The sequence below is a fragment of the Pseudomonas sp. Sample_21 genome (genome assembly GCF_004307525.1).
GTDB classification, from domain to species: Bacteria; Pseudomonadota; Gammaproteobacteria; order Pseudomonadales; family Pseudomonadaceae; genus Aquipseudomonas; species Aquipseudomonas atacamensis.
Window position 1 is genome coordinate 1 of the sequence record NZ_RCNZ01000109.1, and the last position, 18,022, is coordinate 18,022.

General features: G+C 60.7%; 17 protein-coding genes and 1 pseudogene. 5 read left to right on the forward strand and 13 right to left on the reverse strand.

All coding sequences use genetic code 11. The annotated features are described in order from the left end of the window. From D8U71_RS20860 to D8U71_RS20870, 3 genes and pseudogenes are all read right to left on the reverse strand, one after another. Positions 1-238 (reverse strand): annotated as a pseudogene (locus D8U71_RS20860) (glycerol acyltransferase); the annotation flags it as partial. A gap of 96 nt (positions 239-334) precedes the next feature. After that, positions 335-1,486, reverse strand: coding sequence for a TDT family transporter (locus tag D8U71_RS20865; RefSeq protein WP_130888572.1), 1,152 nt, complete (start codon positions 1,484-1,486; stop codon positions 335-337). Positions 1,487-1,601: 115 nt separating this feature from the next. Continuing rightward, positions 1,602-2,789, reverse strand: coding sequence for an MFS transporter (locus D8U71_RS20870; protein ID WP_130888579.1), 1,188 nt, complete (start codon positions 2,787-2,789; stop codon positions 1,602-1,604). 103 nt (positions 2,790-2,892) lie between these two features. On the opposite strand from D8U71_RS20870, the gene D8U71_RS20875 reads away from it, so the two are divergent. After that, positions 2,893-3,435 (forward strand): TetR/AcrR family transcriptional regulator, encoded by a 543-nt coding sequence (locus D8U71_RS20875; RefSeq protein ID WP_110601198.1) that lies wholly within the window; start codon positions 2,893-2,895, stop codon positions 3,433-3,435. A gap of 210 nt (positions 3,436-3,645) precedes the next feature. Then, positions 3,646-7,116, forward strand: coding sequence for a PAS domain-containing hybrid sensor histidine kinase/response regulator (locus tag D8U71_RS20880; protein ID WP_130888573.1), 3,471 nt, complete (start codon positions 3,646-3,648; stop codon positions 7,114-7,116). Positions 7,117-7,546: 430 nt separating this feature from the next. Here the strand turns inward: D8U71_RS20880 and rmuC are convergent, their stop codons facing one another. After that, entirely contained in the window at positions 7,547-8,911 is a 1,365-nt protein-coding gene (gene rmuC / locus D8U71_RS20885; protein ID WP_177434128.1) for a DNA recombination protein RmuC, read from the reverse strand. A gap of 175 nt (positions 8,912-9,086) precedes the next feature. After that, on the reverse strand, positions 9,087-9,410 hold the full coding sequence (locus D8U71_RS20890) for a hypothetical protein (RefSeq protein WP_024012181.1): 324 nt from the start codon (positions 9,408-9,410) through the stop codon (positions 9,087-9,089). Positions 9,411-10,321: 911 nt separating this feature from the next. Between D8U71_RS20890 and D8U71_RS20900 the strand changes: the two genes are divergently transcribed. The 3 genes from D8U71_RS20900 (at position 10,322) to D8U71_RS20910 (ending at position 12,718) form a co-directional block, all read left to right on the forward strand. Further along, positions 10,322-10,546 carry a hypothetical protein gene (locus D8U71_RS20900; protein WP_016773719.1) on the forward strand — a complete coding sequence of 75 codons (225 nt, stop codon included), beginning with the start codon at positions 10,322-10,324 and terminating at the stop codon, positions 10,544-10,546. 271 nt (positions 10,547-10,817) lie between these two features. Next, positions 10,818-11,300 (forward strand): hypothetical protein, encoded by a 483-nt coding sequence (locus tag D8U71_RS20905; protein WP_024012180.1) that lies wholly within the window; start codon positions 10,818-10,820, stop codon positions 11,298-11,300. Positions 11,301-11,446: 146 nt separating this feature from the next. Then, positions 11,447-12,718 carry an outer membrane protein transport protein gene (locus D8U71_RS20910; RefSeq protein ID WP_016773717.1) on the forward strand — a complete coding sequence of 424 codons (1,272 nt, stop codon included), beginning with the start codon at positions 11,447-11,449 and terminating at the stop codon, positions 12,716-12,718. A gap of 210 nt (positions 12,719-12,928) precedes the next feature. Here D8U71_RS20910 and D8U71_RS20915 read toward each other — a convergent pair whose 3' ends face one another. From D8U71_RS20915 to D8U71_RS20945, 8 genes are all read right to left on the reverse strand, one after another. Then, positions 12,929-13,489, reverse strand: a complete 561-nt coding sequence (locus D8U71_RS20915; protein ID WP_071171497.1) for a hypothetical protein — start codon at positions 13,487-13,489, stop codon at positions 12,929-12,931. Between the two features lie 54 nt (positions 13,490-13,543). Beyond that, positions 13,544-13,666, reverse strand: a complete 123-nt coding sequence (locus tag D8U71_RS28775) for a hypothetical protein (RefSeq protein ID WP_016773715.1) — start codon at positions 13,664-13,666, stop codon at positions 13,544-13,546. Continuing rightward, positions 13,663-14,871 (reverse strand): MFS transporter, encoded by a 1,209-nt coding sequence (locus tag D8U71_RS20920; RefSeq protein WP_130888574.1) that lies wholly within the window; start codon positions 14,869-14,871, stop codon positions 13,663-13,665. Before D8U71_RS20920 ends, D8U71_RS28775 begins: the two co-directional genes overlap by 4 nt. 52 nt (positions 14,872-14,923) lie before the next feature. Beyond that, the gene (locus D8U71_RS20925; protein WP_130888575.1) at positions 14,924-15,328 is read right to left on the reverse strand and encodes a MarR family winged helix-turn-helix transcriptional regulator; all 405 of its coding nucleotides are present in this window, start codon (positions 15,326-15,328) and stop codon (positions 14,924-14,926) included. A gap of 176 nt (positions 15,329-15,504) precedes the next feature. Then, complete coding sequence (locus D8U71_RS20930; RefSeq protein WP_130888576.1) at positions 15,505-16,227, reverse strand: adenosylcobinamide-GDP ribazoletransferase; 723 nt, start codon at positions 16,225-16,227, stop codon at positions 15,505-15,507. 1 nt (position 16,228) lies between these two features. Further along, complete coding sequence (gene cobC, locus D8U71_RS20935) at positions 16,229-16,804, reverse strand: alpha-ribazole phosphatase family protein (protein ID WP_130888577.1); 576 nt, start codon at positions 16,802-16,804, stop codon at positions 16,229-16,231. Beyond that, a complete protein-coding gene (gene cobT, locus D8U71_RS20940; RefSeq protein ID WP_130888578.1) occupies positions 16,801-17,856 on the reverse strand; it encodes a nicotinate-nucleotide--dimethylbenzimidazole phosphoribosyltransferase in 1,056 nt (351 codons plus the stop codon). Before cobT ends, cobC begins: the two co-directional genes overlap by 4 nt. Further along, positions 17,853-18,022: bifunctional adenosylcobinamide kinase/adenosylcobinamide-phosphate guanylyltransferase (locus tag D8U71_RS20945; RefSeq protein ID WP_177434931.1), on the reverse strand; the 170-nt coding region annotated here is incomplete at its 5' end. The genes cobT and D8U71_RS20945, both read right to left, overlap by 4 nt.

Sequence of the window (18,022 nt, forward strand, 5' to 3'; positions counted from 1 at the left end):
CGAATTTTTCCCCGAACTGCCCGGCCAGCGCCGAGAACAGGAAAAACGGCAGGATAAACAGCAGCGCGCAGAGGTTGACCCAGATCGAGCGATCGCCCTCGATGGTCAACCGATAGAGGATGGCGAGGATCAACGACTGCTTGAACACGTTGTCGTTGAACGCGCCGAGCGACTGGGTAATAAAGAAGGGCAAAAAGCGCCGGGTGCGCAACAGGTTGAACTGTGAGGGGTGACTCATCTTCCGTGTTTCCTGATGTTAGGTAGTGAGGCCTGGGTGCTTGTTATTGGAATCCCGCACCACGATCCAGGCCACACCTTACCTAAACTTTTCGGATTATTTCTTCAAACCTGCAATACACGGCGAGACAAACAGCTCGCCACGCCACGCGCCCTGCACGGTGCGCTTGCCGACGATCAGCCACATTGTCGCCAACAAAATCACCAGCGCCGTACCGAACACACTGAAAAATGTCAGGTTGAGGATACTTGCCAGTTTCAGCGTCGCCAGCGAATACACGCCCAATGGGAAGGTGAAGCCCCACCAGCCGAGGTTGAACGGAATGCCGTCGCGTAGATAACGTACGGTGATCAACAGTGCCATCAACATCCACCACAGACCAAAACCCCACAGCGTGATCCCAGCGACCAGACCCAGGCCTGAAGCAATTTCACCGACGCCGGGCAGACCATTCGCGGCAAAAATCGCTGGTGCCTCACCGCCCAACAGCAACATGCCCAGGGCACCGGTGCCGATCGGACCGAGGGCCAGCCAACTCGACGCGGCCATGTTTTCGTGGGGCAGTTTGTGCAAGGCCATGCGCAGCAGCAGAATGGTGAGAATGCTGAACGCCACTGGCAGCGAGAATGCCCAAAGCACATAGCTGGTAGTCAGTACGACGAGTTGCCCATGGGCGTCGGTCAGATGCGGCGCGAGCAAGCCACCGCTTGCCGCTGCCACTTCCGCCGCCACCACCGGCAGCAACCAGACCGCGGTCATCTGATCGATGCTGTGTTCCTGGCGGGTAAACATCATGTACGGAATCAGCACACCGCAGGCCAGCGACATCGCCACATCGATCCACCACAACACTTCAACAAGTTGAATAACACCGTCGCCCCAGCGCGGCAGGCCGAACAACAGAAAGCCGTTAATGATCGTCGCCAGGCCCATGGGAATGGTGCCGAAGAACATCGACACGGTGGAATGACCGAAAATCCGCCGCGCCTCGTCAAAGAACAAAATCCAGCGCGCGGCGTAGGCAGCAGTAAACAAGCTGAACAACAGAATGTTGAACAGCCACAGCCCCTCGGCCACGACGCGTAATCCGGGAATGGCCAGCGGTAACTGAGCCAGCGCCAATGCCAGCACACCGGTACCCATGGTCGCGGCGAACCAGTTCGGCGTGAACTGGCGGATCACTTCACGCGGATGCTGCAGCTGGCTGAAAGGTTTGTAGCCGGGGGTGACACTGTTAGGGCAAATCATCATGAACTCCTGTCCTCTGGTGAGGTTGAGTCCATGGTAGATCCGAATCGAATATCGATATAACGGGTAATATCTCTAACTGTTATCTGTTTTGCAGATAAGTCTCTACATGCGCTCAAGGAGCGCTGCAAACTCTGCCTGTCTGCGGACGCAGACTGAGCAGCAGCGCAGCCAAGGCCAGCACGATCAACACAACGCCGTAACCATCAGTGGTCGCCAGCAACCCGAAACTGCGCGCCAAGTGCCCGGCAAGCAACGCCGGCAAACAGAACGCCAGATAACTGAGCACGTAATACGCCGACATCAACCCGGCTCTTTCATGCGGCAAGGCCAGCGGCACCAGGCTGCGCACCGTACCGAGGAAACCGGAACCAAAGCCGCAACCAGCGACCAGTGTGCCGAAGAAAAACAACGACAGACTGGCAACATGCACGCCGAGCAGGATCAGGACCAGCCCGACCGGCAGCAAGCTCGCACCCAGCCGCAACGCCTGAGCGGCCGGACGATTGCGCATCATGAAAATCATCAACGCACCGGTCACGGTGAGCGCCGCGACCGTAGCGCCACCGATCAGATTGGAGGTAGAGCCAGTGGCCGTGCGCACCAACGACGGTGCCAGCGAGGCATAAAAACCACCGAGCGCCCAGGTTGCGGTGTTCAGTGGCAGCACCCGCCACAACGTTGAACGCGCTTGCACCGGCACGTGCAGGGTCGGTCGCAACGACGCCAGCGCCCCACCTTGCCGCGAGACACTTTCCGGCAGGCGCCAGACATACACGCCCTGCAACACGAACAACGCCAACAGCAACCAATAGGTCAGCTGCAACGGCGCCGGCGCAAATTCTGCCAGCAAGCCACAACCCAAACCGCCCAGAGCCATCCCGAGTAACGGCGCGACACTGTTGATCAGCGGCCCCTGCTGCCGGTCGGTATCGAGCAGCGTTGCGCTCAATACGGCAGTGGCCATGCCAGTGGCAAAACCCTGCAACACTCGTGCGCTGATCAGCCAAGCCACGCTGTCGGCATAAATGAACAGCAACATGGCCAGCGCATTGAGCAACACGGCGGTAAAGATCACCGGTTTGCGTCCGAGATGGTCGGAAAGCGAACCCACCGTCAGCAACGCTGCCAACAGACTGAAAGCGTAAACGGCGAAGATCAGCGTCAACATCGCTGCCGAGAAATGCAGTTGATCCTGATACAAGTGATACAACGGCGTCGGCGCGGTGGAAGCGGCGAGAAAACTGAGTAAGGTGATCGCCAGAAACCACAAGCTCGACCGGTGGGAAGCGACACTATTCAAGGGGCTGGTCATGGGCACACTCCACAAAAGCTAATTTTTTGCTTTTGCGCAGTGTGCTACCGCCCAGCGCTTAAAGCAAATTCTTTGTGTTAAGGTCTGCCGCATGGCTATTAAAGAAGGTTTACGCCCCGGTGGCCGCAGTGCCCGGGTGCAGGAGTCGATTCATTCGGCGGTCAATGCGCTGCTGCAAGAGCAGGAACGTTCCACCGTGACCGTCCCGCAAATCGCCGCCCGCGCGGGGGTAACGCCGTCGACGATTTATCGACGCTGGGGTGATCTGGCGGCGTTGCTGGCGGACGTCGCCCTCGCCCGCATGCGCCCGGACAGCGAGCCGGCGAACACTGGCAGCCTGCGCGGCGATATCCGTGCGTGGGCCGAGCAGTATCTTGACGAGATGAGTTCAGAGGTCGGGCGCAACATGATGCGCGACGTGCAGGCCAGCGCTACGCCGGGCTATTGCGTGGCGATCATTGGTGCGCAGTTGCAGACCATTGTCGATCGCTATCCCGATGAGAAGGCGCCGAGTGTCGATCGCTTGATCAATCTGGTGGTGGCGCCGGTGGTGTTCCGGATTCTGTTTTCGGCGGCGGCGCTGGAGGTTGATGAGCTCCATCGCCTGATCGATATTGCGCTGCGTCGGGACTGACGCGCTCGCTCCCACAAGGGAATGCATTCCAACTGTGGGAGCAAGCCTGCTCGCGAAGAGGCCCGCCCGGTCACCACAAAAACCACCCGGTACCCCGCCTGCGACACCCCGCCACGCCACGACCTTGGTCGACACTGACTAACCGCCGCGCCCGTGCGAGACTGTCCGCCCGGGCAGGAGTGCCGGGGAGTCATTTGTCGGGAGTGCTGCATGTCGTTGTCCACCGGGCTGATCGCCGTCGTTGCCCTGGCCTACATGGCCATCATGTTCGCTATCGCCTTCTACGGCGACCGTCGCAGCACACCGTTGCCGCCGCGGGTGCGCGCCTGGGTGTACAGCCTGTCGCTGGCGGTTTACTGCACCAGCTGGACGTTCTTCGGCGCGGTCGGTCAGGCGGCGGAACAACTGTGGTCATTCCTGCCGATCTACCTCGGGCCGATCCTGCTGCTGGTCGGCGCGCCGTGGGTCCTGCAGAAAATGGTGATGATCAGCAAACAGGAGAACATCACCTCCATCGCCGACTTCATCGCCGCGCGCTACGGCAAGTCACAATCGCTGGCGGTGGTGGTGGCGCTGATCTGCCTGGTCGGCGTGTTGCCCTATATTGCCCTGCAACTCAAAGGCATCGTCCTCGGCGTGAACCTGTTGATCGGCGCCGGCGCCGACGCCATGGGCACCCGCGCTCAGGACACCGCGCTGATCGTGTCGCTGGTGCTGGCGTTGTTCACCATCGTTTTCGGTACGCGCAACCTCGACGCCACCGAACACCACCGTGGCATGGTGCTGGCGATCGCGTTCGAGTCGCTGGTCAAGCTGTTCGCCTTTCTCGCCGTCGGCGCCTTCGTCACGTACGGTCTGTATGACGGTTTCGACGACCTGTTCAATCAGGCAATGCTCGCCCCGCGCCTTGAGGCGTATTGGAAGGAAACCATCAACTGGCCATCGATGGTGGTGCAGACAGGCGTGGCGATGATGGCGATCATTTGCCTGCCGCGACAATTTCACGTGACCGTGGTGGAGAACATCGACCCGCAGGATCTACGTCTGGCGAAATGGGTGTTCCCCGCCTATCTGGCATTGGCCGCACTGTTTGTAGTCCCTATCGCCCTTGCCGGTCAGATGATGCTGCCCAGCGATGTGCTGCCCGACTCGTTCGTGATCAGCCTCCCGCTGGCCCAGGCCCATCCGGCGCTGGCGATGCTGGCGTTTATTGGTGGCGCATCGGCAGCGACCGGCATGGTGATTGTCGCCAGCGTCGCCCTGTCGACCATGGTTTCCAACGACATGCTGTTGCCGTGGCTTTTGCGGCGCAACAATGCCGAGCGCCCGTTCGAGGTGTTCCGCCAGTGGATGCTCTCGGTGCGCCGCGTGAGTATTGTGGTGATTCTGCTGCTGGCCTACGTCAGTTATCGCTTGCTTGGCTCGACCGCGAGCCTGGCGACCATCGGCCAGATCGCCTTCGCTGCGGTGACGCAACTGGCGCCGGCCATGCTTGGCGCGCTGTACTGGAAACAGGCCAACCGCCGGGGCGTGTTCGCCGGCCTCGCCACCGGGACGTTTCTGTGGTTTTACACGCTGGTGCTGCCGATTGCCGCGCACAGTCTCGGCTGGTCGCTGGCGAGTTTCCCCGGGTTGGCGTGGCTGCACAGCAATCCACTGAACCTGCCGATCACCCCGCTGACTCAAGGCGTAGTGCTGTCGCTGGCGGGTAATTTCACCCTGTTCGCTTGGGTCTCGGTGCTCTCGCGCACGCGGGTTTCCGAGCACTGGCAGGCCGGGCGTTTCATCGGCCAGGAAATCAGCGCGCGACCTAATGCCCGTTCGATGCTGGCGGTACAGATCGACGATCTGCTGCAACTGGCGGCGCGTTTTGTCGGCGAAGAACGCGCGCGGCAGAGCTTCATTCGCTTCGCTTACCGTCAGGGCAAGGGCTTCAACCCCAACCAGAACGCCGACAGCGAATGGATCGCCCATACCGAACGTTTGCTGGCCGGTGTCCTCGGCGCTTCTTCCACGCGCGCTGTAGTAAAAGCCGCCATCGAAGGTCGGGAAATGCAGCTGGAGGACGTAGTCCGAATCGCTGACGAAGCCTCGGAAGTGCTGCAGTTCAACCGCGCGTTGCTGCAAGGCGCGATCGAGAACATCACCCAGGGCATCAGCGTGGTCGACCAGTCGCTGAAACTGGTGGCGTGGAACCGGCGTTATCTGGAGCTGTTCAACTACCCCGACGGCCTGATCAGCGTCGGCCGGCCGATTGCCGACATCATTCGCTACAACGCCGAACGCGGTTTGTGCGGCCCCGGCGAAGCGGAAGTGCACGTTGCGAGGCGTCTGCACTGGATGCGCCAGGGCCGCGCGCACACTTCTGAACGGCTGTTCCCCAATGGCCGGGTGATCGAGCTGATCGGCAACCCGATGCCCGGCGGCGGATTTGTCATGAGCTTCACCGACATTACCGCGTTCCGCGAAGCCGAACAGGCGCTGACCGAGGCGAACGAAGGGCTCGAGCAACGGGTCAGCGAGCGCACCCAGGAACTGTCGCAACTCAACGTCGCGCTCACCGAAGCCAAGGGCAATGCCGAGGCGGCCAACCAGTCGAAAACCCGCTTCCTCGCCGCCGTCAGCCACGACTTGATGCAACCGCTGAACGCCGCGCGACTGTTCTCCGCCGCCCTCTCCCACCAGAACGAAGGCTTGAGCGCAGAGGCGCAGCAGCTGGTGCAACACCTCGACAGCTCGCTGCGTTCGGCGGAAGACCTGATCAGCGATCTGCTGGACATCTCGCGTCTGGAAAACGGCAAGATCAACCCGGATCGCAAAGCCTTCGCCGTCAACGAACTGTTCGACACCCTCGGCGCGGAATTCAAGGCGCTCGCCCAAGAGCAAAAACTCACGTTCCGGGTGCGTGGCAGTCAATTGCGCATCGACAGCGACATCAAACTGCTGCGGCGGATTCTGCAGAATTTCCTCACCAACGCGTTCCGCTACGCCAAGGGTCCGGTGCTGCTGGGCGTGCGTCGGCGCGGTGGCGAGCTGTGCCTGGAAGTCTGGGATCGCGGCCCGGGCATTCCGGAAGACAAGCAGCAGGTGATTTTTGAAGAATTCAAACGCCTCGACAGCCACCAGACCCGCGCCGAAAAAGGCCTGGGCCTGGGTCTGGCGATCGCCGATGGCTTGTGCCGCGTGCTCGGGCATACCCTGCGCGTTCGCTCCTGGCCGGGGCGCGGCAGTGTGTTCAGCGTGACAGTGCCGATCGCCCGCACGCAAACGCCACCAGTTAGCGCGACGGTGGAACTGAACGGAAAACTGCTCAGCGGCGCGCAGGTACTGTGCATCGATAACGAAGACAGCATCCTGATCGGCATGAACAGCCTGCTGAGCCGCTGGGGCTGCCAAGTGTGGACGGCGCGCAATCGCGAAGAATGCGCAGCGATATTGAATGAAGGTGTGCGGCCACAACTGGCGCTGGTCGACTATCACCTCGACCACGGCGATACCGGCACAGAGCTGATGGCGTGGTTGCGCACGCGCCTGGGCGAGCCCGTGCCCGGCGTGGTCATCAGCGCGGATGGACGCCCGGAGACCGTGGCGCAAGTGCATGCGGCGGGCCTGGATTACCTGGCCAAACCGGTGAAGCCGGCGGCGTTGCGGGCGCTTTTGAGTCGGTTTTTGCCGTTGTAGAGAGTGATCTTGCAGACGCCTTCGCGAGCAGGCTCGCTCCCACAGAAAAGCAAAGCAGCGAAGCTGCCTGCGGCGCAGCCGCCCCACTCAACAATGAGCGCAAGCTCGAGTGCTTTTGATCTTGATTCACCGGCGACGTCGGAAGGCTGAGCGGAGGGATTGATCCGGGCGTGGGAGAGCAGCGACCGTCTGGCGCAGCCAGACACAGCGGAAGGAGGTGCAGCGAAGCAAACCGGAGCCGCTGCGCCCGGATCAGTCCCGCAGCGAAGGGACCCGAGCCTGCGAGTGCCGAACGCAGGAGCTAGCGTTTTTTGCTTACTTTTTTTGGCGCTTGTAAAAAAGTAAGTCGCCGTCAGGCGAAACCGCCAGCCGCCACGACCGCAGCAACGGATATGCCCCCAATCAGCCAGAAAAAAACGAGCCTTTGAATTTACTCAGGCAACTCAACCAACCCATCAACATCCGTCATCGCCCGCTCCAGCAAATCCGCCGGCAAGCTCTTGCTCGCCCGCGCACCGAGCAACTTCAACTGTTCACTGCGGCTGACCAGATTACCGCGCCCTTCTGTGAGCTTGTTACGCGCCGAGCTGTAAGCCTTGTCCAGCTGCTGCAGACGATTGCCCACTTCGTCCAGATCCTGAATAAACAACACGAACTTGTCGTACAGCCAGCCCGCGCGCTCGGCGATTTCCCGGGCATTCTGGCTCTGCCGTTCCTGCTTCCACAAACTGTCGATCACCCGCAACGTGGCCAGCAGCGTAGTCGGGCTGACGATCACGATATTGCGGTCGAAAGCGTCCTGAAACAGCGACGGCTCAGCCTGCAATGCCGCAGAAAATGCCGCTTCAATCGGTACGAACAGCAAAACGAAATCGAGGCTGTGCAAGCCTTCCAGACGCTTGTAATCCTTGCCGGCCAGACCTTTCACATGATTGCGCAGCGACAATACGTGCTGCTTGATCGCGATCTGCCCCAATGTGTCGTCATCAGCCGCAACATATTGTTGATAGGCCGTGAGACTGACTTTCGAGTCGACCACCACCTGCTTGTCGCCGGGCAGATAAATGATCACATCGGGCTGGAAGCGCTCACCGTCCGGGCCTTTGAGATTGACCTGAGTCTGATACTCGCGGCCCTTCTCCAGACCCGCGTGCTCAAGAACGCGCTCGAGGATCAGTTCGCCCCAATTGCCCTGGGTTTTCTGGCCCTTGAGCGCGCGAGTCAGGTTGGTCGCTTCGTCGCTCAAACGCAGATTCAATGCCTGCAAACGCTCCAGCTCCTTGGCCAGCGAGAAGCGCTCGCGGGCTTCGGCCTGATAGCTTTCTTCAACGCGTTTTTCAAAGGACTGGATGCGCTCTTTCAACGGATCAAGCAACTGCCCAAGCCGCTGCTGGCTGGTTTCGGCAAAGCGCTGCTCACGCTCATCGAAGATCTTGCCGGCCAGCTCGGCGAATTGCGCGCGCAGTTCATCGCGTGAGCCTTGCAGGTCGTTGAGACGTTGTTGATGGCTCTCCTGTTGCTCTCGCAGTTCGGCACTCAGCGAGGCAGCGTGGGCGTCGAGGCGGCGTAACTCAGCGTCCTTGTTGGCGCGTTCGAGGTTCCAGGCGTGGGAGGCGTCGCGGGCGTCGTCGCGCTCGATCTGCAGCAATTCAACTTCGCGGCGCAGCGCGGCAAGGTCTGCCTGTTTGGCGGCATTGGCCTGGCCGAGATCGGCGATTTCATCGCGGCTCGCTTCAAGCTGCGCGGAGAGGCCGTCCTGGGCCAGTTGCGCCATGGCCAGGCGCTCTTCGAGCAAGGCCAGATCGGCCTGGGCGTTGCTGGCCCGGCGTTGCAGTTGCCAGGCCAGCGCCAGCAGCGGCACCCCTGCTGCCGCAAGACCAAGCAATATGCTGGTCAAGTCCATAGCCATAGCGACTCCTGCCAATCGGATAAAGCCTGAAGGTTAACCAAGGTGTCTGGGCTTGGACAGCTCAGTCTTCGATCAGACCGAGTTCCTGCTGCGCGCGACGGTCACCGGCACGGGCGGCCTGACGCAGCAGCTCCTGGCCGATACGCCGGTCACGGGCATTGCCGCACTCCCGGCAAATCAATTGGCCGAGGCGGCTCTGTGCAGCGACCACACCTTCACGGGCCGGTTGCTTGAGCAGACGGCCGGCCAGGTGCTTGGCGCTGGGACTGTCGCTCAGGCGCGGCGCATCGAGCAGCCATTCGGCCACACGCACGGAAAAACGCTTGGGAGCGGTAACAGAGGTCGGGTTGGAGGTAACAGAGTCTGATACTGAGCGAAACTTCATAAAGCACTGCGGGACAGATCGGAAGGCGCGCCACTTTACTCTCTTTTTCTTACAGGTAAAGTCGAAAAAAACCCGGCACGCCCGTCCTAGAGCAAGCGCTAGGGACAATCCACAGAAGCTGTGGATAAGTCAGTGGACAACCGCTCTACGATCCCCGCAAAGCCTTATGGAATGGGGCTCGCAGTCAAACTGACGATTTTTTCACCAACAAAAAAAGACGATATTTTTCATTGACTTAAACTTTTGATACAGGCAGCGACTGGAGTCAGGATCGATGTGACAGTTGCGTTACGCTCTGCGCAACTAATGTGCACAAGTACCTGTGAGCCGGTTATATGCGTGCGCTTTTTCGGGTCATTTTGCGCAGCTGCGAGCAACCGAGAGGCTCTGCGAAAAGCATGCACGCCGACGGACGGTGCGACACGACCTCTCCCTGTGATCCTTTTTTGGTCAGGGGGGTTTGCTTCGCCCGAACGGATCCGTTACTATCCGCGGCGTTAGTACCAAGCTGAAAGTCAATTCCGGTCGAACATCTCCCCACGGTCAACTTCCAACAGGAAGACACTGCCGAAAAAAGCGGGAACGACCCCTCGATGGTTTCCAGGTAAATCTTGCGACGACGCTGCCTTTGAACGAAAACAAAGGGCGTTGCGAAGAACACTTACTCTGACCGAACCAACCTGCAAATTGATCAGGATCTTCACCCCGGGCCCAGAACCTTTGCCCTCGCTGTGATGCCTGTCCTCCTAAGTACCTACCTGCCAGCCCAAGCGCGCTCACTTATCAGCGCTTCAAACTGGCTGCTTTGTTCCAGTCGGGTTCTTCGTTCGATCAATGGTGATCAACGTTACTGGAACGTTTTAACGTTGCACGGTTCTTATCCGTGTCATTTGTAGGAACACCTAATAACTATGTCTACTCAAATCCAGACTCAGGATGCCATTCGCACCCTAACCAACGCTTTTGCTCCAATGAACTGCCTGATCATGGCCGCTCGCAAAGGCTGCTTCAGCTTCACCGTGGTCAATGAACACGGCATCGCTCGTCACAGCGAGCGTTTGTACCCCGATCAATACTCCAGCGCCGAACCGCTGCAGGCCGTGATCGAGCGTACCCGTCAGGCACTGGTTGCCTGAAAGCCGGACAGGCTGCAAAAGCAAAGCCCTGCTGAAAAGCGGGGCTTTTTATTGCCTGATATTTCACTTTTAGCGCTGCGCTTCTAAGCATGTTCCGATCTAACGCCCGGGATGCGATGGTGGAAATATTTTAAAAACAGACCTTTACACGCTGAATATGACACTACACTTCAACTCAAGCGGCTTGACCCGCTTGCGGCGAGCCTGAGTCGATCCACTGCTGCCAAGGCCCCTTCAGGACTCGCCCTCAACAACAAGAACCGAGGGTGTTATGGGTATCGCTGCCAGCGAACTGTGCCGCTATGTGATCCGTCCCACACTGATTTATCTGGGACGCCACTGCGCAACTGCCGAATCCCTGCTGCTGGGTATCGCCGCCAGCCAGTCCGCCCTCGGGTCTGCCCTGCATGACCGCCGTGGCCACGGCCTATACCGGATTGCCGAGCATCGCCATCAGGCGCTCTGGGATGATTATCTGGCGCTCGATCCGGAGCGCGCCAGCCTGGTGCGCGGCCTGGCCAGTCAGCATGCGTTCCTCAGCGGCCCGCATCTGGAACTGACCGTCAACCTGCGTTACGCCACGGCCATCGCCTGGCTGCTGGTAGAAGAACAAAACCCCACCCTCCCCGCTCCGACCGACCTGCTCGGCATGGCGCGTATCTGGCGCCAGACCTTTCAACCGCAAGGCCGTTTGCGCGACTTCACCTATGCCTGGCAAACCTGTGTTTCACCGCTGAATCAGGTCGCTTGCTGACCGGGCGGTTTCACAAGTTCTACCATCAGGTCGCCATTTTGGTCGGATTGTCCTACAAAACCGCTCTAACTCAAGGCATACAGGCTATAGCGCTGGGACGAAAATGTTGGTAATTTTCGCCCCGGTGATCACCAGGAGTTCTAATAATGAAAAAAGTCATGCTCAAAACCACCCTTAGCCTCGCCGTTACCCTTGCCTCCACACAAATCTTCGCGGCAGGTTTTGCCCTCAACGAACAAAGCATCAGTGGGATGGGGACTGGTTTTGCCGGGCGATCTTCTTCTGCCGACGACGCAAGCACTGTTTATGGCAACCCGGCCGGCATGGCGCGCATCAAGCGCGAACAAGTCACCGGTGGTGTCGCCGTTGTCGATGCACACACCGATATCAGCAACGCCAGCTCCAGCCCTAACGGCGGCAGCAACAAAGGCGACATGGTGCCCTTCACCGCTGTACCTATGGGCTTCTATGTAAAACCGATCGATGACCACTGGGCATTCGGTCTCGGTGTGTACGTACCGTTCGGTCTGATCACGGATTACGAAAACGGCTTCGCCGGTCGTTACTTCGGCAGCAAGTCCGAAGTGCAAGTCATCACTTTCCAGCCAACCGTCAGCTACGCCTTCAACGATAAGGTGTCGATCGGTTTCGGCCCGACCATCAACCGCATCGACGGCTCGCTGGAATCCAACCTGTCGATCACCCAGGCACTGCCGGACGGCAAGGTCAAGATCAAGGGTGACGACACCGCGCTGGGCTACAACGTCGGCTTGCTGGTCCAGGCCACCGACACCACCCGTGTCGGCCTGACCTACCACTCCAAGGTCGACTACAAGCTCGAAGGCGACACCAAGGTCAACTACAACGCTCTGGCGCTGGTGGGCGTTGGCGCCAACCAGAAGTACGACGCTTCGTTGAAGATCACCACGCCGGAATCCGTGGACCTGTCGGTCACCCAGGCAATCAACGATCGCTGGAATGTCTACGCCGGTACCACCTGGACCCGCTGGAGCCAGCTGGACAAGATCACCGTGAAGAACTCCGGCGTGCAGCCTCTGCTGGCCGGTCAGTTCGGTTCGATCAACGAAGACCAGAACTGGCATGACTCCTGGGCGTACGCCGTGGGTACCTCGTACCAGTTGAACAAGGAATGGGTACTGCGTACCGGTCTGACCTTCGACCAGTCGCCAACCAATAACGAAGACCGCTCGCCACGTATCCCGACTGGCGACCGCACCATCTTCAGTATCGGTGCCGGCTGGAGCCCGACCGACGACCTGACCATCGACGTCGCGTACTCGTACCTCAAAGAAGAGTCGGTCAACATCCGCAACGAAAACGCTCGTGGCCAGACTTACGATGCCAAGTATGAAAACTCGGCAAACGGCTTCGGTGTCGGCGCGACTTACCGCTTCTGATGCACCGTGGCGAGGCTAACCCCTCGCCCACCAAAAAGCCCCGCTCTCTTTACAGAGGCGGGGCTTTTTCTTGCCTGCAACTTTTCACTGGAACGACAAAATCACCCTTGTGGGAGCGAGCCTGCTCGCGAAGGCGGTATGTTAGATGTTGATGTGCTAACTGACACATCGCTTCGCGAGCAGGCCCGCTCCCACAGAGAACAGCATTAATCAGGGCTTCAGCGGTTTGGAGGCAATGGCCTTTTCGATCGCCGCAATAAATTCCGGATCATCCGGTTTGGTCAAACTGGAAAAACTCGCCACCACCTTGCCCTGCCGGTCGACCACATACTTGTAGAAATTCCACTTCGGCGCATTGCTCTGCGCGGCCAGCACCTGGAACAGATGCGTGGCGTCGTCGCCGCGAACCTTCTGCGGCTCGGTCATGTTGAAGGTCACGCCATAGTTGGCGTAGCAGACCTTGGCGGTTTCGGCGCTGTCCTTGGACTCCTGCTTGAAGTCATTGGACGGCACGCCGAGCATCTCCAGCCCTTGCGCCTTGTAGCGCTTGTTCAGCGCCTCGAGGCCTTCGAACTGCGGGGCGAAACCGCAGAAGCTGGCGGTATTGACCACCACCAGCGGCTTGTCGGCGTACTGCTTGCACAGATCGATGGATTCCTTGGCGCGCAGCTTGGGCAGCGAGCCTTGCAGCAGCTCAGGACAGTCGGCGGCCTGGGCCAGGCCAGTCAACGCCATCAGCAACGCGGGAACAGCACACCAGCGCATCAACATGTCGAATTTCCTTGGGCAGTCATCAGGCTTCGACGTTACTCGCCACGCTGCCATCTAGCAAATACTCATGCCCAACTGCATCAGCGCCAGACCGCCGCGCTGCCAGCCCCACCACACCAGCGCCAACAGCGCCGCAGCCAGTGCGGCAACAACGACCCGCGCGCAGATCCGGCTCATGCTGCACTCGCCGCAGCTTGCAGGCGCGCCACCGGACGCTCGCGCACCGGCCAGTTCAGGGCCGCTGCCAGCAGGCTCAAGAGAACCGCCACTTGCCAGATCAAGTCATAACTCCCGGTACGGTCGTACACCACCCCGCCCAGCCAGCCACCAAGGAACGAGCCGAGCTGATGGAACAGAAAGACAATGCCACCGAGCATGGACAAATTGCGCACGCCGAACAAGGTCGCCACCGTACCGTTGGTCAACGGCACCGTCGACAGCCACAGGAAGCCCATGGCCATGCCGAACAGATATGCCGACGTGGTCGTCACCGGCAACCACAGGAACAGCACGATCACCACTGCGCGCAACAGATACAGCGCAGTCAACAGCCGCGGTTTGGACATACGGCCACCGAGCCAACCAGCGGTGTAAGTGCCGAAGATATTAAACAGCCCGATCAATGCCAGCACCGTGGTGCCGACACTGGCGGGCAGATGCTGATCGACCAGATACGCTGGCAAGTGCACACCGATGAACACCACTTGAAAACCGCAGACAAAAAAGCCGAACGCCAGCAGCCAGAAACCGGAGTGCGAGCAGGCCTCACGCAGCGCTTCGGACAGAGTCTGTTCATGGCCAAGCACCGGCAGCGGCTTGTCCTTGAGCATGCTCACCAGCGGCACAATCATCGCCACCAGCAGGCCCAGCACTAACAGCGCGGCCGACCAGCCGAGCCAGCCGATCAACCCGAGCGTGCCCGGCAACATGGCGAACTGGCCGAACGAACCGGCAGCACTGGCAATACCCATGCCCATGCTGCGTTTCTCTGGCGGCACAGCACGACCCACAACACCAAGAATGACTGAAAACGAAGTGCCCGAAAGACCGATACCGATCAGCAGACCGGCACTCAGTGACAGAGTCACCGCCGAATCAGAAAGGCCCATGCACACCAGGCCCGCCGCGTAGAGGATCCCACCGACCAGCACCACTTTCGCCGCGCCGAAGCGGTCAGCCAGCGCTCCGGTGAACGGCTGCGCCAGGCCCCAGATCAGGTTCTGCAGGGCGATGGCGAAGGCAAACACCTCGCGCCCCCAGCCGAATTGCGCGCTCATCGGCGACAGGAACAGACCAAAACCGTGGCGCACGCCCAATGACAACGCCAGGATCAGCGCACTCCCCATCAACACCCAACCGCACGTACGCCACATCGATGTCATTGTTATTCTCCAGTCGCGGGTATATACCCGCTTGAGCGCGAAAAAACCGGCGTCAGGCCAGTTCGTCGAGCAGTTTGAGCAAGGTTTCGCGCTTCTCGGCACCGAGCCGGTCGATCAGCCGCTGTTGCGCCGCTTCCCACGCCGGCAATGCCGCTACCAGGCGCTGCACACCGGTTTCGGTGAGGCGCACGATGCGGTTGCGCATGTCCTCGCCTTCGGCCAGCGCCACCAGACCTTCGCCCTCCAGCACACGCAAATTGCGCCCCAAAGTGCTGCGATCCAGGCCCATGGCCTCTGCCAGTTCGGAAATGCTCGGTTGCTCCAGCCGCTGCAGATTACACAGCAGAGAATACTGGGCAACGTTGATCCCGAAGCCGTCGAGAGCGCCGTCGTAATGCCTGCTGACGCCACGCGCGGCGCGACGCAGGTTGGTGCACAAACACTGAGAAGGAAGCATGATGCGTGTATATACCCGCGAGTGTGTTAAATCAAGTTACAGATGAGTTTACTCTGCACATCATTATTGCCGGTGAGGCCGCCTTCGCGAGCAAGCTCGCTCCCACAGGGGATTGCATTTCGAAGGTGGGAGCGAGCCTGCTCGCGAAGGGGCCGGCATCATCTACGGCAAATCCTTCAGACCAAAGCGAGCCCCACCAACACCCCCATCTCCAGCAATTCCAGCAACGCCCCCGCCGTGTCCCCGGTAGTCCCGCCCAACCGCCGCATCATCAAACGCCGCAGCCAGACAAACCCGACCAGCGAAATCAGCACCGCGCCAATACCCGCGATGAACACGCAGCCCAGCGCACTCATCCCCAGCACCCACCACCCCGCTTTACGCGGCAGATGATCGGCTAGGGCCTGACCCAAGCCACCCGCACGCACATACGGCGTAGTCAGAAACAACCCCAACAGCGCCGCTCGCCCGAGCACCGGCACGATGATCAGCGCCAGGGTATGCCCTTGTTCGATCAGTGCCAGCAGCGCGGCAAATTTGAGCAACAACACCAGCACCAGCGTGACCACCGCAATCGGCCCGCTGCGCGGATCTTTCATGATCGTCAACGTGCGCTCGCGATCACCGAAACCGCCGAGCCAGGCATCGGCGCTGTCGGCCAGGCCATCGAGATGCAGCGCGCCGCTGAGCAATACCCACACGGTCAGCAACAGCGCCGCATGCAGCAACAACGGCGCGCCGGCCAACAACAGATTCAACGCATAAAGGATCAGCCCGAACAGCAATCCCACCAGCGGATAAAACAGCAGCGAACGGCCGAGCTGTTGCGGCTCGGGCATGCCCGGGAGGCGAATCGGCAGGCTGCTGAGAAACTGCAAGGCGATCCACAGCGGCAACATCTCAGTGACCTTCCTTGAGCGCGCCATCAGCCTCGACCGTCAGCGCAAACAGCGCGCCGTGGCCGACCTCGACATCGAGCAACTGTTCACGTGGCAGCTCTCGTGCCTGCGCCAGCAACAAACGCATCACGCCGCCGTGGCTGACCAGCAGAATCCGTTCGCCGGCGTAAGCCGCGTGCAATCGCGCGACCGCCGCCAACACCCGCGCGGAAAACGCGCTGACCGGCTCCCCCTGCGGTGGCGTGAAGCCATAGGGATCAGCCCAGAACAGCCCCAGCGCTTCGGCATCCGTCTCCATCAATGCCGCCGCGCTCTGCCCTTCCCAAGCGCCGAAATGCAGTTCCTGCAGATCCTTGTCCAGATGCACGGACAGATTCAGTTGCTCGCCGAGTTCAGCTGCGAAGCGCGCGCAGCGCTGCAATGGCGAACTGACGATACGATCCCACGGCCCGCCGTCGACCACCGCTGCACGCATCTGCGTCCAGCCGTTTGCGGTCAGCGCATCGTCGAGGCTGCCGCGCAAGCCGCCGCCGAGTTCCGTTTCGCCATGGCGCAGCAGATCCAGGCGCAGGCTCATGCCGGGCGATCCGCCACGGCTGCTTCGGCGAACGTCGCCATTTGCCCGTGCAGGTCACAGGCCAGACGCAACAACGGCACCGCCAACGCCGCGCCACTGCCCTCGCCCAGGCGCAGGCCGAGCTCGAGCAGCGGCTCGGCGCTCAAGGTTTCCAGCACATGGCGATGGCCCGGCTCGGCACCGCGATGGCCAAACAACAGCCACTGGCGACAGGCCGGATTCAAGCGCACCGCGACCAGTGCCGCGACCGTGCAGATGAAGCCGTCGACCAGCACCGCAATGCCTTCCTGCGCGCAGGCCAGATAAGCGCCGACCAACGCGGCAATCTCGAAGCCGCCGAGATTGAACAGCGTCTGCAAGGCATCGCCACGCTGCGCGGCATGCAGCGCCAGCGCGCGTTCGATCACCTGTGCCTTGTGGCTGACGCCAGCGGCATTCAGCCCGGTGCCGGGACCGGTCAGGTGCGCCACCGGGCAATCGAGCAAGGCGCAGGCCAGCGCACTGGCCGCCGTGGTGTTGCCGATGCCCATTTCGCCGCCGATGAACAACTGCGTGCCGGCGGCTTTCGCGCGCAAGACGCTGTCGCGACCGGCCTGCAAGGCCGATTCGCCCTGCGCCTGAGTCATCGCTGCGCCCTGAGCGAAGTTCGCCGTTCCCGCGCCGATGTTCAGATGGCGCACGCCGGGCAGATTCAGCGCCGGATTCACCGTGCCCAGATCGACCACTTCCAGCTGCGCGCCGAGCTGACGCGCCAGCACGCTGATCGCCGCGCCGCCGCTGACAAAGTTGAGCAGCATCTGCCCGGTGACTTCCTGCGGATAAGCCGATACGCCTTCGGCTACCACGCCATGGTCGCCAGCGAAAATCGCGATCCAGACTTGATCCAGCGTTGGCTTGAGCTGACCTTGCAGACCGGCCAGGTGCACGGCCACCGATTCAAGGCGCCCCAGCGAACCGGCCGGTTTGGTCAGTTGCTGCTGGCGCTCGGTCGCTTGCGCAACGATTTCGGCGTTCTCGGTTTTGCACGGGTTCAGCCACCAGGTCGGGCTCATAACGCAGGTCCTTTCAAAGTCAGGGGCAGGCCGGCGACGGTCAGGACAACTCGCTGACAGCGCTCGGCCAGAGCTTGATGCAGCCAACCGGCTTCATCGACATAGCGGCGGGTCAATTCGCCCAGCGGCACGACACCCATTCCGGTCTCGTTGCTGACAAAAATGA